The organism is Ruegeria arenilitoris (assembly GCF_013030265.1).
Taxonomy (GTDB): domain Bacteria; phylum Pseudomonadota; class Alphaproteobacteria; order Rhodobacterales; family Rhodobacteraceae; genus Ruegeria; species Ruegeria arenilitoris_E.
Genome location: NZ_WPZQ01000007.1, coordinates 214612 through 233545 on the forward strand (window position 1 = coordinate 214612; position 18934 = coordinate 233545).

Below are 18934 nucleotides of genomic sequence, written 5' to 3' on the forward strand. Positions count from 1 at the left end.
TATCATGTTCGACCTGCATGAAGTTTATCGGCTGTCGCCTATCGAAGACATTATCGCGGACTGCGCTCTGGGACGCATGGTTATCCTCGTCGATGATGAGAGGCGTGAAAACGAGGGCGATCTGGTAATCCCTGCCGCCTGCGCGGACGCGGCGGCCGTAAACTTCATGGCGCGTTTTGGTCGGGGTTTGATCTGCATGGCGATCAGCCCCGAACGGGCCGAGCAGTTCAGCCTTGGGCCGATGGCAGCGTCGAACACGGACCCCCACCATACGGCGTTCACCATTTCAGTGGACGCCAAACAGGGCACCTCCACCGGCATTTCCGCCAGCGACCGCGCGCGAACAATTGCGTTGCTGGCCTCGGATGATGGCTCGGCTGCCGATCTGGTTTCGCCCGGGCACATGTTCCCGCTGGTGGCAAAGTCTGGTGGTGTCCTTGAACGCGAAGGTCATACCGAAGCCGCGGTCGATCTGGCCCGGCTGTCGGGGCAGGGCGATGCCGGCGTGATCTGTGAGATAATGAAGGATGACGGTGAAATGGCGCGTTTGCCCGATCTTCTGGAATTCGGTGCTCGCCATGTTCTCAAGGTGGGTACGATCGAAGACCTCAGGCGATATCGTCAGGGGTTGCCCGCCAGCAAGGCAGCCTGACGGCAATTCCTAACTGCGTCTCAACACACTCACGACCGAGGACATCCCATGACCGCATTCGCTGAAATCGAAGCCCTGATGCAGGCTTACATCGAAAACCTGCATGATGGGGACATCAGTAAGATTGACCAGATGTTCCTGCCGGAATGTGACCTGTGTTGCGCCAACGAAGATGGCAGCTACATCCACATGACGCTGGATAAGTACAAAGAGGTCATTGGTGGGCGTGAAAGCCCGAAATCCAAGGGCTATCCGGTCTACGGCTACACAATCTCGATCGACCAGTCCGGCCCGAATACCGCCATGGTTAAAATCGACTGTGCCGTACAACCTCGATATTTCATCGACTACCTGTCACTGGTTTGTACGGGTGAAGGCTGGAAAATTGCGGCCAAGGTTTACTATGTCCAGCGCACCGAAGGCTGACCCCACAATCTGATCGAGCCAGAATTTTCGCACATGACGGCCCCTTATTCTCAACTTTCGGCGCGTGCCATGGTGCAGGCCTATGCCAGACTGGAGCTGTCTCCGGTCGAAGTGACGCAGGCCGCTTTGGACCGGATCGCTCAGGTTAATCTAAAGATCAATGCAATATACCATCTGGAGGCAGAGCCCGCGTTAGATGCGGCGCGCGCCTCTGAACAACGCTGGTATGATAACGAACCGCAAGGTCCGTTGGACGGTGTTCCAACAACGATCAAGGATGCATTGGATTGTATTGGCATGCCTGCTTATCGCGGGTCAGCCGCCGGATCCGAGACGATCAGCACCACCGACCATCCGACAGTCGCGCGGATGCGCGAGGCCGGATCAGTCATCCTCGGCAAGAACACTATGTGCGACTACGGTATCCTTGCCGGGGGCGTCAGTTCGAAACACGGGGTCACCCGTAACCCCTGGAACCTGTCACGCACGACCGGCGCGTCATCCTCTGGCGCATCGGCCAGTGTTGCCGCGGGGATCGAGCCCGTTTCAATTGGCACAGATATTGTGGGTTCAATCCGTCTGCCTGCCTCTTATTGCGGATTGGCGGGCTTCAAACCCAGTCAGGGGCGTGTGCCATATTACACGTGTAACAGCCCGGCCCTGACAGCCGGTCCTATGGCGCGTAACTTTGGCGATGTTGCGCTTCACATGAATGTCTTGACGGGCGAGGACACACGCGATTTCACTGCGTTGGAACGCGATGGCATCAACTATGTTTCCCGGTTGTCCCGTTCAGATTTCAAGACAAAATCAGTTCTGGTCGTTCCCGAACTCGGTCTGGGTGAACCGGTAGCTGATGATGTGCGCGTAGCCGTCCTGAAGGTTGCACAAGTGTTGCGTGATTTAGGGGCAGAGGTCACCTATTGCGAAACCGCACCTTTCAGCCGTGTCGACCGGGAACCGGCCGAAGCGTTCTATAAGATCCGCACTTTGTCAGAGTTGATGCGCCAGCCTGAGGCTGAACAGGCCAAAACACCCTACATTCGTGACTGGTCCAATGATGCCCGTAGTCTGACTGCGGTTCAGCATCAACGTAACTTCGATCATACGCAAACCTTGCGCGAGCGCGCTCTGGCAATGATGGGAGTGCATGACTTTGTACTGCTTCCGTCGACGCCGGACACCGCGTTTGCGGCCGAACTGCCCGGATCGGATCCTGAAAGGCCCTTTGAAAGCTGGGCCAATACCTTCCTGTTCAATCTGACCGAACAGCCGGCTGCGAGTATCCCGGCCGGGCTGGATCACAGCCACTTGCCGATTGGCGTTCAGCTTGTCGGGCGCAGATATGATGATCTGGGCGTTTTGCAGGTTGCCTGGAGGATCGAGCAGGAAATCGGCGAGATGCCCCAAGCCCCGCTCTAAAAACAGCAAACAATACTTCCAACAGTTATGCGCGAGTTTCAGGAGGTTGAAGTGACCGAAAAGAGCACAATCCCCGGCCAAATCATGACCATGCCGCTGACCGTGACCAGCATATTTTGTCATGCGATGCGTGCACATCCCGAAGCAGAGATTGTCTGGCGCAATTCGGACATGTCGATTGATCGCTATACCTATGCCGATATGGGGCGACGTACTCAGCAACTGGCCCACGCCTTGACTGGGCTGGGTGTGGGACCCGGTGACAGGGTGGCGACACTAGCCTGGAACAACAACCAGCATCTGGAACTCTACTATGCCTTGGCTTGCATCGGGGCCATCTGCCACACGATCAACCCTCGCCTGCACCCGGATCAGATTGCATTCATCATCAACGATGCGCAGGATACCCGTCTGTTCTTCGATACAACATTTGCGTCGCTGGTCGATGCTGTGTCGGGACGTTGCCCATCTTTGCAGGGCTGGTATAGCCTGACCGGACCTGATCGGGTACCGGAGATGAATACCGAGGTCATCGACTACGAAACGCTGATCTCAGGTCAGTCAGAAACGTACGCCTGGCCGGAACTTGACGAAAATGCAGCGATGGCGCTGTGCTATACCTCTGGCACCACCGGTAACCCTAAGGGGGTTCTCTATTCTCATCGCGGAACCGTGCTGCATGCCATGGGCGTGTCGGGTGGCGACTGGTTAGCGTTCAGCTCCAAGGATACGTCGTTGCCGGTTGTGCCGATGTTTCATGCCTGTGCCTGGGGTATTCCTTATGCCGCCCTGATGAACGGCACCAAGCTGGTTATGCCAGGTCCGGGCATGGATCCGGCACCGTTGCAAGAGCTAATGGATGGCGAAGAGGTCACCATGATTTCAGGCGTACCTACTGTCTGGCTGGGTCTGTTCGAATATCTCGATCAACGCGGCGAAAAGCTGAAGACAGTAAAACGCGCAATGATGGGCGGGTCGGCGGCGCCGCGGTCACTGATCGAACAGATCGAACTGGGCCATGGTATCGATGTTGTCCACGGCTGGGGTATGACCGAGTTGAGCCCTGTCGGGACATTGTCTGTTCCTAAATGGGGCGAAGACAAGCTGCCGGATGACGACCGTATTGAGCTCAAGACCAAACAGGGCCGGGCGCTCTATGGGATCCAACTGCGTATCATGAACGATGATGGGCAGACACTGCCGCATGATGGGGTTGCCTCAGGCATGTTACAAGTGCGGGGGCATTGGGTTGCCGGCAGCTATTGGGGCGGGGCCGGAGCCGACGCCTTTACCGCAGACGGCTGGTTTTCGACGGGCGACGTCGCTGCGATCGATCCAAAGGGATATCTGCGCCTGACCGATCGCACCAAGGATGTCATTAAGTCGGGCGGCGAATGGATTTCCTCGATTGATCTGGAAAACATCGCCATGAGCCATCCGGACATTCTTGAGGCCGCCTGTATTGCCGCGAAACATCGCAAATGGGACGAGCGCCCGATGATTGTGGCCGTCAGGCGCGAAGGGTCAGATGTCAGTCGCGCCGACGTTCTTGCGCTCTACGATGGCCAAATCGCCAAGTGGTGGACGCCTGATGACGTGGTGTTTCAGGCCGAGCTACCGCACACCGCAACCGGTAAGGTTTCGAAACTGCATCTGCGTGAGCAATACGCAGACCACAAGCTGCCAACCGACAACTAATTCTGTTTCTGAGGATCACTCCCATGCGTTCTGCCGTTATCGTCTCGACCGCCCGTACAGCTATTGGCAAAGCCTTTCGCGGTGCCTTCAATGACACACACCCCGCTGTTTTTGGAGGCCATGCCGTTGCCGAGGCGGTCAAGCGGGCTAGGGTCGATCCGTCCGAGATTGAGGACGTGATCATCGGTAACGCTGTGCCCGAAGGCGCAAATGGTGGCAATCTGGGCCGTCAGATCGCTATGCGTGCGGGCCTGCCGTTGACGGCGTCGGGACAGACGATCAATCGGTTCTGTTCTTCGGGGCTTGAAGCGCTGACCCGGGCCTGTTCGCGGGTCATGGTCGATGGCTGTGACGTGGTTGTCGGCGGCGGTGCGGAAAGCATCTCGTTGGTGATGGGGCGCGACAACACTTATCGGCTGAAGGAAGAGTGGATCGAGAACAACATCCGGGGTTTCTATGATCCAATGATCAAGACCGCAGATACCGTGGCCGAACGCTACGGTATCAGCCGCGAGGCACAGGACGCATTCGCCCTGCAATCGCAACAGCGTACCGCTGCTGCACAAGAGGCTGGCAGGTTCGACGATGAGATCGTTTCGATCACGGTCACTAAGATGAATAAGGACAAGGAAACCGGTGAAGTCACCCAAGAAGAGGTCACGCTGACCCGCGACGAGTGCAACCGACCCTCGACCACGCTGGAAAGCCTGCAGGGTCTGGCCCCGGTAATGGGTGAGAACAAGTGGATCACCGCTGGTAATGCCTCGCAACTGTCGGATGGTGGGTCGGCGCAGGTCGTGATGGAAGAGAAGCTGGCCGAAAAGCGCGGGCTTGAGCCTCTGGGACGCTATGTGGGCTATGTGGTTGCCGGTTGCGAACCCGACGAGATGGGCATTGGTCCAGTCTTTGCGGTGCCGCAGCTGCTGGAGCGCAATGGGCTGAAGATGGACGATATCGGCCTGTGGGAACTGAACGAAGCGTTCGCCAGCCAAGCGCTGTATTGTCAGCAGAAACTGGGTATTCCCGACGAGATCCTGAACGTCGATGGCGGTGCGATCTCGGTGGGTCACCCTTATGGAATGTCAGGCACCCGTATGGTTGGCCACGCGCTGATCGAGGGCAAGCAGCGCGGAGCGAAATACGTTGTGGCCACCATGTGCATCGGCGGTGGTATGGGCGCGGCCGGCCTGTTCGAGGTTCTGTAAATGGGCGCGATCAACAAGGTTGCCGTCATCGGTTCTGGCGTGATGGGAGCAGGCATTGCCGCTCATTTCGCCAACGCCGGGGCGCAGGTGCTTTTGCTGGACATCGTGCAAGATGGAACTGCGGATCGCTCGGCGCTCGCTAAGGATGCGATTGCGCGTATGACCAAGGGCCGCGCGCCTCAACTGGCCGATCCTGCTTATGCCATGCGGCTGACTGGCGGGAACCTCGAAGACGATCTGGCTTTGCTGTCTGATTGCGATTGGGTGGTTGAGGTTGTGTTGGAGGATCTTGGCGTCAAGCGAGACCTCTATACCAAGCTCGCTCCGCATATGCGGGATGATGCGATCCTGAGCTCGAACACTTCGACAATCCCGCTGGCGGACCTGATGGCCGAAATGGACGAAGGTCTGTGCAAACGTTTTGTCATTACACATTTCTTCAACCCGCCGCGATATTTGCGGCTGCTCGAACTTGTCACCGGACCGAAAACCGATCCGGATATGGTCGAACGCGTCCGTGCCCACGGTGACGAGCGTCTGGGCAAGACCATGGTGCTGTGCAACGATCGGCCCGGCTTTATTGCCAACCGTCTGGGCGGCCTTTGGATGAACGTCGCTGTGCGCGAGGCCGTTGCTCGTGGCATCACGGTCGAAGAGGCCGACGCCGTTCTGTCGCGCCCCTTTGGTGTTCCGGGAACCGGCATTTTTGGTCTGTTCGATCTTGTAGGCATCGACCTGATGGGCAAGTCGCGCCTGTCGATGCGGTCGCTGCTTGAGGCTGACGACCCGCAACAGATCCACACCGAGGGTGTCGATACATTCGACCGGATGGCCGCAAAAGGCTATGTCGGGCGCAAGGGTGATGGATCGGGTTTCTATCGCCGGTCCAAGGACGAAGCGGACAAAACTATTGCCGAAGCCATCGACCTTGAGACACTGGTTTACCGTTCGTGTGTCAAGACGGCGGAACTGGCAAAGACCTTTGGAACAGATTTCATCGATCAAAAGGGCGACAGGCTGGCTGATTATGCCTGGGCGGTGATGAGCGCGACTCTGTCCTATGCGGCCTACTGCGTGCCCGAAATCACCGATAGCCCGGCGGCCGTAGATGCGGGCATGGAGCTGGGATACAACTGGCGCATGGGCCCGTTCCGCCTGATGGATAAGATCGGCGTGGCCAAGATCGCTGCCCGTCTTGTTGAAGAAGGTCAGGATGTACCGCCTTTGCTGGCCTTGGCGGCGGAACGCGGCGGTTTCTATTCGGGGCGGGGTCGTGATTGTAAGGTGCTGCTGCCCTCGGGTGAGCAGGCGGATACACCGCGCGGACTCGGAGTGATCTTTGCCTCGGACTTCACGGATGATCCGGTTTTCACCTCCGAGGCCGTTGCCCTGCGCGACATGGGCGATGGAGTTGCGTTGCTGTCCATCACTTCACCCAACGCCGCCTTGGATGATCTGGTGATGCAGGGGATTTCCGATGCACTGGATGTCGTGGAACGCGATTTCCGCGCGATGGTTATCGGCTCCGACGGCAGTCACTTCTCGGTCGGCGCCAACTTGAAGAAGGCGCTGGACCGCGCAGACGCTGGCGAATTGGATCTGGTCGCTGGGCAATTGGCAATCGGTCAGGCCACCTTACGCAAGATGAAATACGCGCCGTTTCCGGTGGTCTCGGCTGCCTGTGGTCTGGCCTTGGGCGGCGGGTGTGAGATCCTGATGCATTCGGACCGAGTCATGGCGACGCTGGAAAGCAATATCGGTCTGGTCGAGGCCAATGTGGGCCTGTTGCCCGCATGGGGCGGAACAACGGCCCTGTTGCTGCGCAAGACAGCGGAATTGGGCGATCCGGTTAAAGGGGCCGAAGCAGCATTTGATGTCATCTCGACGGCGCTGAAGGTGGGATCTGCTCCTATGGCGCAACATGCTGGCTATCTGCGTAGAGGCGATGGTGTGGTGATGAACCGGGACCGTTTGCTGGCGGACGCGAAATCGGCCGCCTTGGAACTGGCCAATGGCTATGCCGCTCCGGTCAAGGCCGAAATCGCCTTGGACGCTGCTGCGATCAACGCTGCGCTGGAACCGAAGCTGGCCGTGCTGGCCGAGGCCATGCCGGACGCGCCTTACACGGTCGAGATCGCTCGTGAAACGGCGCAAGTCTTGGCCGGTGGCGACGGCGGTGTGCTTGACGAAGTGGCGCTGCACAAGCTGGAAGCCGAGGGCATGATGCGTCTGATCCGCCAGGACAAGACGATCGAGCGGATGCGCCACACTATGACCACTGGTAAACCGCTGAAAAATTAAGGGAAACGCAGAATGGATTATCAACTTCCCCAACGGGATATCGCGTTTCTGCTGGATGAGGTGCTGGACCTCGACAGAACTCTGGCGCTGCCGGGCTACGAGCATTGTGACAAGGACACGTTCTTTGCCGTTGTTGATGCGATCAATGGTTTCGTGCGCGATAATCTCGCCACCTGCAACGAGGCGGGCGACAGCCCCGGCGCTCGGCTGGTAAATGGTCAGGTCTATGCTGCCCCCGGGTTTGGCGATGCCTACAAGGTGTTCTGCGAAGGCGGCTGGAATGCGCTGGCGCTGGAGGAAGAGTATGGCGGCCAGCAACTGCCCTTTGTTTTGCACGCAGCGCTGCGCGAAGGCATGGCCGGAACCAATCTGGCGTTTGCCCTGATCCACGAGCTGAACTTCGGCGTGGTCGAGGCGCTGATGGCTTATGGCTCGGACGAGCAAAAGGCCATCTATTGCCCGCATCTGACACGCGGCAACTGGGCCGGAACCATGAACCTGACCGAGCCGCATTGTGGCACGGATCTGGGGCTTATCCGAACCAAGGCCGTTCGCAACGATGACGGTTCCTATGCCATCACGGGCAACAAGATGTTCATCACGTGGGGCGATCATGACATGTCAGAAAACGTCGCCCACCTGATCCTAGCACGGGTCGAGGGGGCGCAACCCGGTCCGCGTGGTCTATCGTTGTTTCTTGCGCCGAAATACATGCTGGATGGGGACAACAACACGACGGACGAGCGCAACGCGATCACCATTGCGGGGATTGAGAATAAGATGGGCATCCATGGATCGCCCACTTGCGCCATTTCGTTCGAAGGGGCCAAAGCCTGGATTGTTGGCGAAGAGGGCAAAGGGCTGGCCGCAATGTTCGTTATGATGAACGCTGCGCGTCTGTCGGTAGGTTTGCAGGGTCTTGGTGTGGCAGAAGCAGCGTTACAGTCTGCCAACGCTTATGCGCACGAACGTCTGCAGGGCCGGGCACATGATGAGCAACTGAACCCGACCGGCGTTGCCGATCCCCTGATCGCCCATGCCGATGTGCGTCGCCGTTTGTTAATCGCCCAGGGTGAGATGGATTCGGCTCGTGTGCTGGCCTACTACTGCGCAAGCCTGTTGGATGAGGCTCATCGCGCCACGGTGCCTGAGCAACGCAAAGCCGCCGATGCCCGGTTGTCGCTGTTGACACCAGTGATCAAATCCTACCTCTCGGACATGGGATCGCGCCTGGCAAGCGAGGCCGTCCAAATGCATGGCGGGCACGGATACATCAAGGATTACGGTGTCGAGCAATTGATGCGGGATGTACGTATCACCGCGATTTATGAAGGCACAAATGCGATTCAGGCCCGTGATCTGGTGATGCGCAAGGTGCGCGGCGATCAGGGGGCAATATTCAAAAGTCTGGTGGCAGACATGCTGGAGGAGGCGAGCAGTCTGCCTGCAGAGCTATCCGATACGCAGCGGAGTCTGCGAGGCGCGGCCGAGCGGTTGGATCGTTCAACTGATTGGGTGTTGGATGCGTCGCAGGGTGAGGTCTTGTCCGGTGCCTGCGACTATCTGGAAATCGTAGCGCTTAGCCTGTCGGCTTGGATGTCGGCCCGGATCGCCCGCGCGGCAAGTGCCGCTATCGGCAGCCAGTCATCGGACTATTATGCAGATCGTCTGGATGCCGCACAGGCATTCATGACGCGTGCGCTGCCGCGCGCTGTAAGCCACGAACTGATCATGCAAACGGGTGAGCCCGGCGTTATCAGCCGGGCAGATCGCTGTCTCTGACCCTCCTTCTCCCCAGACAGCGACGCGACAGGGCGCTCTGAATTCAGAGCGCCCTTTTTTGCAATTGTCGCGATAGAGTTTCGGATCAGAGAGCAGCTTCGCTGCCCAAAACGGTGGTGAACTCGTTCGAGAACGTGCCGCCGTTACCATGTGCAATGGCAATGTTGACGTCATTGATCTGTCGATCACCGCCATCCCCGCGGATCTGGGTGGCGGCTTCGATCAGGCAGAAAAGGCCGTACATGCCGGGATGCACGCAGCTGAGTCCGCCGCCGTTGGTGTTGACAGGCAGGCTGCCGCCGGGCGCGATATTGCCATCTGCGACAAATGCCCCGGCCTCACCCTTTTTGACAAAACCCATGTCTTCTAGGAACAGCAGCGTGTTGATGGTGAAAGCGTCGTACAGCTCGACCACGTCCACGTCCTTGGTCGTGATGCCAGCCATTTCAAAGGCGCGTTTTGAGCTGTCCGTTGCACAGGTGGTAGTGAGCGTTGTCGCCTGGCTGATTTCGCGGTGAGAAATCGCGTTGCCGCCGCCAAGGAAGTAGGCAGGTTTTTCCTGATAGTCTGTGGCACGCTCTGCCGAAGTCACGATGATCGCGGCCCCGCCATCTGACATCAAGCAGCAGTCCAGAACTGCAAGCGGATCCGCAACCATGGCAGAAGCCAGATACTCATCCATGGTCAGGTCCGTGCGCATTGTGGCATCCGGGTTCAGCTGTGCCCATTTGCGGGCCGAGATCGCCACATGACCAAGATGCTCCTTCGGAACATTGAATTCATGCATATAGCGCTGCGCGGTGAAGGCATAACCCGGGACCGGGACCATAGGCTCATAGGCGCGTTCCCATTGCGGGGTCTCAATCAGGCCGTTCAGGTCCCGTGCGGATTTGGCGTTCGAGCCGTAGCAGATCAGAACATTCTTACACAGGCCTGCCTGAATCGCCATCGTTGCTTCAAGCAGATAGGACATGAAGGATGATCCCCCCACCATGTCCGAATTCGCCCAAGTCGGATGGATGCCCAGATACTCGGCAATCGAAAGCGTCGGGAAGAAGTGATAGAACGTGCCGCCACAGATCCCGTCGATCTCGGACAGATCCATTCCTGCATCAGTCAGTGCGTTTTGTGTGGCCTTGGCGATCAGTTCCATGGGTGATGTATCTGGTGTTTTGCCCAGACCCCAATAGCCTTTGCCGACGATGGCGGATTTCCCGCGAAGAGCATGTGCCATGATGTGGTCTCCTTATTCCGCGGGTCTGAAGAAAACAGCCGGTTCGCCGGATTTTGCGTTGGGTCCGAAGTCAGGGGTCATAACGACGGCCTGGACCTTCATCCCGATTTCGACTGCTTCGTTGTCGACGTCGATAATACGACTGAACATCCGGGGTCCTTCATCCAGATCGATCAGTACATTGTTGATATCGCCACCAAATTTCGCGGGCCGCCGGATGATCGTCGAGGCGTAGACCGTTCCGCGGCCCGATGCTTCGACCCATTCCAGATCGTCCGCACCGGTTGTTGGTGACAGAGCGCGAGGATAGAAAACATACTCTCCTGTCTTGGTAGAGCGCTGAATCAGGAATTTTCCGGCCGCCAAACCGGCACGAAAAGTCGCGTCTGCCTGTGGCCTGGCTTCGGGAAGGGCAAAGTCAGTCATATGTCTTCCTTGGTTTCACGCAGCGAAAATAGCCGCATCGTGAGTGGGTTGGGGATTGAGAATACGTTGTTGCAGCAAGGCGGCCTCGGGCAGGATGCGTGTACGCACGTGGCCTGCCGCTGCGCCCAGCAGATCCGGCTCGGGAGCTTGTGCAGCAACGGCTTCCATGTCGGCCCAGACACGTCCAAAATAGACGAGACCGGTCAAACGCGTGTAGTCGGCGACCGACGGCCCGATATCAGAACGGGTCTGCATTTCCCTGGTGGCCGCACTCCATGCCTCGATTGCATCGGCCAGTTCCATCGAGGTTGGACCATCCGAGACAAGTTCGGCAAAGGCCTGAGCAGCGGCGCCTTCTTTCGCACGGATTGCGCGGCGGGCAATCCCGGTGGCCAGCACACCATTGGTGCCTTCGTAGATTGCCATGATCCGCGCATCGCGCATGATCTGCTCGACCCGGTATTCCTTGCAGAAACCGTAGCCGCCGTGGATTTGAACTGCCTGACTGGCGGCCATGTTGACCGCGTCGGTAGCAAACGCCTTGCATGTCGGGGTCAGGATATCCAGCAGTCCCTGATCGGTCCCCAGATCCATATCTACAAATGTCCGATAAACCATTGCGCGGCAGCCCATTGCTTGGGCGTAGATGTCCAAAAGCATCCGCTGCACATCACCGTGTTCTGTAATCAGGGCCGTGCCTTCGGTTGCGGTTCCCTGTCGCCGTGCCGCTGCATGAGTGCGCGCGCGCTGAAAGGCGACATCCATCTGACCGACCGCTTGCAGCGACACATCCAGGCGTTCGGCATTCATCATGGTGAACATCGCGGCAAGGCCCTTGCCTTCTTCACCTAACAGCTCGGCTTGAGCCCCATCAAAAGCCATCTGACAGGTGGGCGAAGCATGCATGCCCATCTTTTCCTCGATGCGCACGGTCTGAACTGTGTTGCGGGTGCCGTTCGGCAGAACGGCCGGACAAGCAAACAGGCTTAGTCCCTGCACTCCCGGCGCTGAATCCGGCGTGCGGGCCAGTACCAGGTGCAGCACGTTATCGGTGTAATCGTGATCGCCACCTGAAATGAAAAACTTGGTGCCGCTGAGTGCGTAGCCATCGGCGGTGGGTGTTGCGATTGTTTTGATCCGCCCAAGATCCGAGCCCGCATCAGGTTCAGTCAGGCACATCGAGGCCATCCATTCACCCGATACAAGCGGAGGCAACAGACGTGCCTTTTGGTCATCGCTACCGGATGTTTTCAACGTGCGGATGCAGCCCTGCGCGAGGCTCAGTACCATCTCGTAAGAAATGCAGGCCCCGGCCAGCATGTCCGCCTGCACGGCCCCGAGAATATGCGGCAGATCCTGGCCGCCGAATTCTTCGGGCGCGCAAAGCCCCGGCCATCCGGCCTTGGCGTAGCGCTTATAGGCCGAGATCATCTGCGGGGGCATTCTTACGCGACCGTTTTGCAGGCGAGCGCCGGTATCTTCACCGATCAGGTCCAGCGGTGCGATCTCGGCATTGACGAACTTTCCAAGGGCCGGGATCACCGCGTCGGCCAGGTCGTCGCTCCAATCCGGCAAGCGGTCGGGTTGGCCAATATATTTCAGTACAAAGGCGATGTCAGCCTCGGATGCAGTGTAATCGATCATGTCTTTCCCCGGCCTGTGATGATGACGGCGTCTGAGCCTTCATAAAGTTCGGTTACCGCATCGGCGCGCAGCTCCAGCGCAAGACGCTGGTTGATATAGCCCTTGTCCGTGATTTCGTTTTTTTCCACTGATGGTGCATCGCGCTCGATCCGCACCCGTCTAACGCGTGTCGCACTGCCGGTTTGACCGGCATTGTATGCTGCCAGTCGCTCGCTGATGAAGGCACGTACAGCTGGATCGTCTGCATATCCTGCCTGAGTATTGTCATGCCCGGTCAGCGTTTTGCATTCATCCGTGTTCAGGAACAGCAGAGCGCCAATCTCGGTCCGGTCATGGCCGGTAATGACCGCGTCAGATGCTATTGGACTCAGTGCTTGCAGCAGAGCCACGCGTAAATTTCCAACAGCAACCCATGTGCCGGTCATCAGCTTGAAATTCTCGGAAATGCGCCCATCGAACACGATGCCCTTTGATGGATCCTTAGGATCCTCCAACCGCCCGGCATCGCCGGTCAGGAAATACCCTTCTTCGTCGAAGGCTTCGGCGGTCTTTTCGGGATTATTCAGATAACCGGTCGTCACGTGCGGACCGCGGACTCGCATTTCCAGCTTGCCACCATTGGGCAGGAACTTGAGTTTTGATCCCGGGCCGGGCACCCCGATCACACCCGCTTTGTCGATTGGGAAGTGAACGCAGGTTGCCATCATTGCCTCTGTCAGGCCCCAGGCGCTGACAAAGGGTACTTTCTCGCCCCGCTCTTGGATCCCCAGCTGTTCCAGCCCCTTCCAAAGGTGATCTGGCAGGCAGGCACCGGAGAAAAAGATCAGATCAAGTCGTTTGAAGAACGCGTGGCGAAACTCCTCATCTTCGCGCAGGACCGGCAGCAGCATGTCAAAGCCGCGCGGGACGTTGAAGAACAAGGTTGGCGACACCTCGCGTACATTGCGAATGGTTTTTTCGATCTCGCCCGGGACGGATTTGCCGTCGTCCACATAGAAACTGCCGCCATTGCGCAGGATCATGTTAAAATTGAAATTGCCACCAAAGGTGTGGTTCCAGGGCAACCAGTCCACGACTACGGGGGGTGCGGATTCCAGAAAAGGCCAGATTTGAACAACCGCCTCTTGCGTAGCCAGCATCATGCGCTGAGTCACGATGACGCCCTTCGGCAGGCCGGTCGAGCCAGAGGTGAACAGGATTTTCCCCGTTGTGTCGAGACTAACCAATGCGTGTGCATCGGAAACTGCGCCGCTGACATCGGCCTTAAGTGCGCCATCGAAGGTCAGGTCCCCGTTGTCGGACAGACAAGCGACATCCGATGTAGACAGCATCGCAAAGGCATTTGCAAACGCCTGGGCATCATCAGCATAGGCCATGCCGGGTTTTGTTGTATCCACGATGTGGCGCAGTTTGGCGAGCGATTCATCAAACAGTGAATAGGGCACCGAAACGGGCACGACCGGTATTCCGACATGCATCGCTGCCAACATAAGAACGCCATGCCGAACCGAGTTTCCGGACAGGATCAGCAACGGTCGATCTGGTCCAAGCCCTTGTTGCAGCAAAAAGGCGGCAAGCGAATCTACCTGTGCTTTTGCCTGTGCATATGTAACGCCCTGCCACTTACCGTCTGGCCCGCGTTCCATCAGAAGCGGTCGGTTTGGCGCTTGTTTCGCCCACTGATCCAGATAGCTGGACAGGCTTTGCTCCGTGAACTCAAGCCCGTGCGGGCTGCGGAGCACAAACGCACCGTCGCCCAGATCTTCGCGCAGCACTTCGGCTGGTGCGAATTTGGCAGCCGGGACCTTAAGTTCATCGTCCTTTGGGGCAGTGTTGCTCATGTCCTGTCTTCCTGATTCCGCCGAGGGAACGGGTAAAGTGCATCGATATTTCGAAATTCACGTTAACCAATAATTTGTTAGTATGCAAATATATTATTGATCGTTCACTAAAGCTCGAATACATGGGAATAACGCACCGAAATACAGTGCAAGAATCCAAGCAGCTTTCGTCAGATCGCAGTGCCCTGGCCGCAAATGGAGACAAGATATGAAAATCGAAAACGCATCTGTAATCGTCACTGGAGGCGCGTCAGGCTTAGGGTTTGCCACCGCTGAATATCTGGCGGCGCGCGGCGGCCGGGTGGCTTTGTTCGACCTTCCGGGGGGCAAACTTGATGCTTCGGCGGCCCAGCTCGGAGCAACTGCCGCCGCATGTGATGTGACCATCGAAGCAGAGGTTGCCGAAGCACTGCAAACGGCCATTGCGGCGAATGGCCTTCCGCGGATCGTGGTGAACTGCGCCGGGGTGACACATGGTGAGCGGATTGTTGGTCGTAACGGTCCGGCATCGCTTGAGGGGTTTGCACGCACCATACAGATCAATCTGATCGGAACGTTCAATGTCATGCGGCTGTCTGCAGAGCAGATTATGCAAAACGATCCGCTTGAGGACCAGGAGCGGGGGATCATTATCAACACAGCCTCAGCTGCAGCGTTCGAAGGTCAGATCGGGCAAGCGGCCTATGCGGCCTCAAAGGGTGGGGTTGCGAGTCTGACTTTGCCGGCGGCCCGAGAGTTTGCACGTTCGGGGGTGCGTGTCATGGCTATCGCGCCCGGCATTTTCTCAACCCCGATGATGGATCTGTTGCCTCAGGAGATACAAGATAGCCTGGGCGCCAAGGTTCCGTTCCCGACACGTCTGGGACAGCCATCCGAGTTCGCCTGTCTGGCGGGGCATATGATCGAAAATACGATGCTGAATGGCGAATGTGTCCGTCTGGATGGGGCAATCCGTCTTGAACCCAAGTGAGGCTGTTGGAATGGAATACACGCATATCAAACCCGAAACTGATGGGAATGTCGGCATCCTGACCCTGGACCGGCCTGCGAAGTTCAATGCGATCAATCACGGGCTGTTGTTTGAGATCGAGCACTACTTTGATACATTGCCTGACGAAATTGGCGCAGTTGTGATCCGCAGCTCGGGCCAGCATTTTTGCGCTGGTCTGGATTTGTTAGAGCATTCGATGCGCGATACCGCAGGGGCCATGCAGGAATGCCGCCTGTGGCACAGAATTTTCGACAAGATCGAGTATGGCAGAGTGCCGGTTGTCGCTGCGATGAATGGCGGTGTTCTGGGCGGAGGGATGGAGTTGGCGATGACAGCTCATATCCGGGTCTCGCAGCAGGACACATTCTACGAATTACCCGAAGGACGCCGTGCGATTTTTGTAGGCGGCGGCGCTACCGTGCGCGTGGGGCGGATCATTGGTGCCAGCAGGATGATGGAGATGATGCTGACTGGACGTCGCTATGGGGCCGAGCAAGGGTTGCAGCTGGGTTTGGCCCATTATGTCGAGCCGAATGGTACCGCTTTCGACAAAGCGATGGAACTGGCCCGGCGCGTTACTGAAAACGCACCTTTGTCCAACTACATGATGATGCAGGCGATCACGCGCATCAACGACATGTCGGCCAGCGATGGATTCTTTGCAGAGAGTCTGGCTGCGGCGATTGCTCAATCCTCTCCCGAAGCGCGGGCGGGGATGGAGGCGTTTCTGACTAAAACAGGGAAGCGGGACAATCAGTGAGGTCCGAAACACGCGGGATCTGGCGTGAGAGCGTTTCACCAGATCCCGGTGTCGGGCGGGGCAGAGCCCCGGTGGTTAGTCGACGAAGGCGCGTTCGACGACAAATGTTGCAGGCTTGTTGTTGGCGCCCTCTTCCAGTCCGAACCCTTCCAGCGCGGCCTTGGTATCCTGAAGCATTGCCATCGAGCCGCAGATCATTCCGCGATCATGTTCCGGAGAGATCGCGGGTACGCCCAGATCATCGAACACTTTGCCCGACGCCATCAGATCGGTGATCCTGCCCTGAAACTGATAATCCTCACGCGTGACGGTGCAATAGTGGCGCAGGTTCTGGGCCATCTCACCCACCAGCGGGTCGGATTTCAGTGCTGTGACCAAGTCTTTACCGTATTGCAGTTCAGCTGTCTCCCGACAGGTATGAGTCAGGATAACTTCATCGAATTTCTCATAGGTTTCCGGATCGCGGATCAGGGACGCAAAAGGTGCTATGCCTGTGCCGGTTGAGAACATCCACAGCCGCTTGCCTGGCAGCAGCGCGTCGTTCACCAGCGTACCTGTCGGCTTTTTGCGCATCAAAACGGTGTCACCTTCGCGGATCTTCTGCAGATGTTCGGTTAGAGGACCATCCGGCACTTTGATCGAATAGAACTCGAGCTCTTCATCCCAGCTGGGTGAGGCGACAGAGTAGGCACGGAACACCGGCTTTTCGACATTCGGCAGACCTATCATCACGAATTCACCGGACCGGAATCGAAAGGTCGATGGGCGGGTGATACGGAATCTGAACAGGCTGTCAGTATAATGCTGAACTTCGGTCACCGTTTGGGCAAACACGCCTGCCGGTATGTGAAAATCCGTCTTTGATTGGGTGTCCAGCGACATCATGCTCTCCTATGCGTCCGCGGGGGCTTCGGACAGAAGCTCCAGTTTGCTGTCCTTGCCGTTCCAGTCATCGGCGTCGGGCAGAGGGTCTTTTTTTTCCGTAATGACGGGCCACTGTTCTGCATATTTACGGTTCAGATCGACCCAGTCTTTCATTCCTTCTTCGGTATCCGGGCGGATTGCATCTGCAGGGCATTCCGGTTCGCAAACGCCGCAATCAATGCACTCATCAGGATGGATGACCAATGTGTTTTCGCCTTCGTAGAAGCAGTCCACCGGGCAGACTTCGACGCAATCGGTAAATTTACAGTTGATGCAGTTATCCGTCACTACATAGGTCAACGCGGCTATCCTTATCATTAGTATACAAATGAATATTTCTGAACCGCGTCGCCTGTCAATACGTTTTTGTACTAACGATTATTTGGAGCGCTTCGTGCTTGACCCAGAGACTTATATAATTAGTATACTAACGAAATATCCAAATCTTCGAGAGGGACAGATGGCTGATAAACTGGTCGTGAAAAACATCGGACTGCTGCTATCAGGAAAGATGGAGAACCCGATTCTCGATGCGGACTGCGTGATTGCTATAGACGGCAAGATTTCGGACTGGGGATACGAAAAGGACCTCGATTGTGACGATGCGGACACCGTGGTGGACGCCAATGGTGTGACTCTGGCACCGGGCCTTATCGACAGCCATATCCATCCGGTCGTTGGCGACTATACCCCCAGACAACAACAGCTTCACTGGATCGATTCCACGTTGCACGGCGGCGTGACCACACTGATTTCGGCGGGTGAAGTGCATATGCCGGGTCGGCCTAAGGACGTGGTGGGCCTGAAGGCGATGGCGATTGCAGCGCAGCGTTGGTATGAGAATTTCCGACCTTCTGGCGTAAAGGTTCATGCCGGAGCGCCGGTAATCGAACATGGAATGGTCGAGGAAGACTTCAAAGAGATGGCTGACGCTGGCGTCAAGCTGCTGGGTGAGGTCGGGCTGGGTACGGTCAAGGACGGCAAGACTGCCAAACAGATGGTCGACTGGGCGCGAAAGTACGGTATCCAGTCAACAATCCATACTGGAGGGCCGTCGATTCCGGGGTCCGGCCTGATTGATGCGGATATGGTTCTGGAAACCGGAACCGATGTGATTGGGCATATCAATGGCGGGCATTCCGCGTTGCCTGACGATCAGATCACCTGCCTTTGCGAAAGCTGTACCGCCGGGTTGGAGATTGTGCACAACGGGAACGAACGCGCCGCACTTCTGACTCTGAACACCGCGCGTGAGCTCAAGCAGATGGATCGGATCATACTGGGTACGGATGGACCAGCTGGCTCTGGTGTGCAGCCGCTGGGTATCATGCGGATGGTCGCGATGCTGTCAGCTTTGGGCAACGTTCCCGCCGAGATCGCGTTTTGCTTTGCGAACGGAAATACCGCACGTCAGCGCGAACTGGATACGGGCCTGATCGAAAAGGGGTATTGTGCAGATTTCGTGCTGATGGATCAGGCGCAGCACGCACCAGGTAAGACGATTCTAGAATCTGTTCAGTTAGGAAATCTGCCGGGTGTCGGCATGACCATCATCGATGGTGTTGTGCGTTCGGAACGCAGTCGCAATACGCCTCCGGCAACGCGTTTGCCGCAGATTGTTAGCTGAA

Annotated in this window: 16 protein-coding genes; 10 read left to right on the forward strand and 6 right to left on the reverse strand. The window is 57.4% G+C overall.

The genetic code is table 11. The annotated features are described in order from the left end of the window. Positions 1-4: 4 nt before the first annotated feature. From ribB to GOX61_RS14380, 7 genes are read left to right on the forward strand one after another with little or no spacing between them, the layout of a single operon-like run. Entirely contained in the window at positions 5-652 is a 648-nt protein-coding gene (gene ribB / locus GOX61_RS14350; protein ID WP_170334752.1) for a 3,4-dihydroxy-2-butanone-4-phosphate synthase, read from the forward strand. A gap of 48 nt (positions 653-700) precedes the next feature. Continuing rightward, positions 701-1078, forward strand: coding sequence for a nuclear transport factor 2 family protein (locus GOX61_RS14355; protein ID WP_170334754.1), 378 nt, complete (start codon positions 701-703; stop codon positions 1076-1078). Positions 1079-1111: 33 nt separating this feature from the next. After that, positions 1112-2500, forward strand: a complete 1389-nt coding sequence (locus GOX61_RS14360; protein ID WP_170334756.1) for an amidase family protein — start codon at positions 1112-1114, stop codon at positions 2498-2500. A gap of 51 nt (positions 2501-2551) precedes the next feature. Continuing rightward, entirely contained in the window at positions 2552-4198 is a 1647-nt protein-coding gene (locus tag GOX61_RS14365; protein WP_217353867.1) for a long-chain-fatty-acid--CoA ligase, read from the forward strand. Positions 4199-4221: 23 nt separating this feature from the next. Beyond that, positions 4222-5403: an acetyl-CoA C-acyltransferase gene (locus GOX61_RS14370; protein ID WP_170334760.1), complete on the forward strand. Its 1182-nt coding sequence runs from the start codon at positions 4222-4224 to the stop codon at positions 5401-5403. Beyond that, positions 5404-7704: a 3-hydroxyacyl-CoA dehydrogenase/enoyl-CoA hydratase family protein gene (locus GOX61_RS14375; RefSeq protein ID WP_170334762.1), complete on the forward strand. Its 2301-nt coding sequence runs from the start codon at positions 5404-5406 to the stop codon at positions 7702-7704. It begins immediately after the preceding gene. Between the two features lie 12 nt (positions 7705-7716). Next, positions 7717-9486, forward strand: coding sequence for an acyl-CoA dehydrogenase (locus GOX61_RS14380; RefSeq protein ID WP_170334766.1), 1770 nt, complete (start codon positions 7717-7719; stop codon positions 9484-9486). A gap of 85 nt (positions 9487-9571) precedes the next feature. Here the strand turns inward: GOX61_RS14380 and GOX61_RS14385 are convergent, their stop codons facing one another. The 4 genes from GOX61_RS14385 to GOX61_RS14400 are packed head-to-tail and all read right to left on the reverse strand — an operon-like array spanning position 9572 to position 14631. Beyond that, positions 9572-10720 (reverse strand): acetyl-CoA acetyltransferase, encoded by a 1149-nt coding sequence (locus tag GOX61_RS14385; protein ID WP_170334768.1) that lies wholly within the window; start codon positions 10718-10720, stop codon positions 9572-9574. A 12-nt stretch (positions 10721-10732) separates the two neighbouring features. Continuing rightward, complete coding sequence (locus tag GOX61_RS14390; protein WP_170334778.1) at positions 10733-11146, reverse strand: Zn-ribbon domain-containing OB-fold protein; 414 nt, start codon at positions 11144-11146, stop codon at positions 10733-10735. Between the two features lie 15 nt (positions 11147-11161). Then, a complete protein-coding gene (locus GOX61_RS14395; RefSeq protein WP_170334780.1) occupies positions 11162-12790 on the reverse strand; it encodes an acyl-CoA dehydrogenase family protein in 1629 nt (542 codons plus the stop codon). Then, positions 12787-14631 carry a feruloyl-CoA synthase gene (locus GOX61_RS14400; RefSeq protein ID WP_170334782.1) on the reverse strand — a complete coding sequence of 615 codons (1845 nt, stop codon included), beginning with the start codon at positions 14629-14631 and terminating at the stop codon, positions 12787-12789. Before GOX61_RS14400 ends, GOX61_RS14395 begins: the two co-directional genes overlap by 4 nt. 208 nt (positions 14632-14839) lie before the next feature. On the opposite strand from GOX61_RS14400, the gene GOX61_RS14405 reads away from it, so the two are divergent. Both GOX61_RS14405 and GOX61_RS14410 read left to right on the forward strand, forming a co-directional pair. Further along, on the forward strand, positions 14840-15601 hold the full coding sequence (locus GOX61_RS14405) for an SDR family NAD(P)-dependent oxidoreductase (protein WP_170334784.1): 762 nt from the start codon (positions 14840-14842) through the stop codon (positions 15599-15601). Continuing rightward, positions 15552-16382, forward strand: coding sequence for a crotonase/enoyl-CoA hydratase family protein (locus GOX61_RS14410; protein WP_254436871.1), 831 nt, complete (start codon positions 15552-15554; stop codon positions 16380-16382). Before GOX61_RS14405 ends, GOX61_RS14410 begins: the two co-directional genes overlap by 50 nt. Positions 16383-16457: 75 nt before the next feature. Here GOX61_RS14410 and GOX61_RS14415 read toward each other — a convergent pair whose 3' ends face one another. Then, complete coding sequence (locus GOX61_RS14415) at positions 16458-17264, reverse strand: ferredoxin--NADP reductase (RefSeq protein WP_170334786.1); 807 nt, start codon at positions 17262-17264, stop codon at positions 16458-16460. A 9-nt stretch (positions 17265-17273) separates the two neighbouring features. Continuing rightward, the gene (gene fdxA / locus GOX61_RS14420; protein WP_155149564.1) at positions 17274-17606 is read right to left on the reverse strand and encodes a ferredoxin FdxA; all 333 of its coding nucleotides are present in this window, start codon (positions 17604-17606) and stop codon (positions 17274-17276) included. A 160-nt stretch (positions 17607-17766) separates the two neighbouring features. Between fdxA and GOX61_RS14425 the strand changes: the two genes are divergently transcribed. Next, positions 17767-18933, forward strand: coding sequence for an amidohydrolase family protein (locus GOX61_RS14425; protein ID WP_170334788.1), 1167 nt, complete (start codon positions 17767-17769; stop codon positions 18931-18933). The last annotated feature ends 1 nt before the right edge of the window (position 18934 follow it).

Bases quoted from the DNA above. Each gene is read 5' to 3' on its own strand.
- ribB (WP_170334752.1), top strand. From the start codon at position 5: ATGTTCGACCTGCATGAAGTTTATCGGCTGTCGCCTATCGAAGACATT.
- GOX61_RS14355 (WP_170334754.1), top strand. From the start codon at position 701: ATGACCGCATTCGCTGAAATCGAAGCCCTGATGCAGGCTTACATCGAA.
- GOX61_RS14360 (WP_170334756.1), top strand. From the start codon at position 1,112: ATGACGGCCCCTTATTCTCAACTTTCGGCGCGTGCCATGGTGCAGGCC.
- GOX61_RS14370 (WP_170334760.1), top strand. From the start codon at position 4,222: ATGCGTTCTGCCGTTATCGTCTCGACCGCCCGTACAGCTATTGGCAAA.
- GOX61_RS14375 (WP_170334762.1), top strand. From the start codon at position 5,404: ATGGGCGCGATCAACAAGGTTGCCGTCATCGGTTCTGGCGTGATGGGA.
- GOX61_RS14380 (WP_170334766.1), top strand. From the start codon at position 7,717: ATGGATTATCAACTTCCCCAACGGGATATCGCGTTTCTGCTGGATGAG.
- GOX61_RS14385 (WP_170334768.1), bottom strand. From the start codon at position 10,720: ATGGCACATGCTCTTCGCGGGAAATCCGCCATCGTCGGCAAAGGCTAT.
- GOX61_RS14390 (WP_170334778.1), bottom strand. From the start codon at position 11,146: ATGACTGACTTTGCCCTTCCCGAAGCCAGGCCACAGGCAGACGCGACT.
- GOX61_RS14395 (WP_170334780.1), bottom strand. From the start codon at position 12,790: ATGATCGATTACACTGCATCCGAGGCTGACATCGCCTTTGTACTGAAA.
- GOX61_RS14400 (WP_170334782.1), bottom strand. From the start codon at position 14,631: ATGAGCAACACTGCCCCAAAGGACGATGAACTTAAGGTCCCGGCTGCC.
- GOX61_RS14405 (WP_170334784.1), top strand. From the start codon at position 14,840: ATGAAAATCGAAAACGCATCTGTAATCGTCACTGGAGGCGCGTCAGGC.
- GOX61_RS14410 (WP_254436871.1), top strand. From the start codon at position 15,552: ATGGCGAATGTGTCCGTCTGGATGGGGCAATCCGTCTTGAACCCAAGT.
- GOX61_RS14415 (WP_170334786.1), bottom strand. From the start codon at position 17,264: ATGTCGCTGGACACCCAATCAAAGACGGATTTTCACATACCGGCAGGC.
- GOX61_RS14425 (WP_170334788.1), top strand. From the start codon at position 17,767: ATGGCTGATAAACTGGTCGTGAAAAACATCGGACTGCTGCTATCAGGA.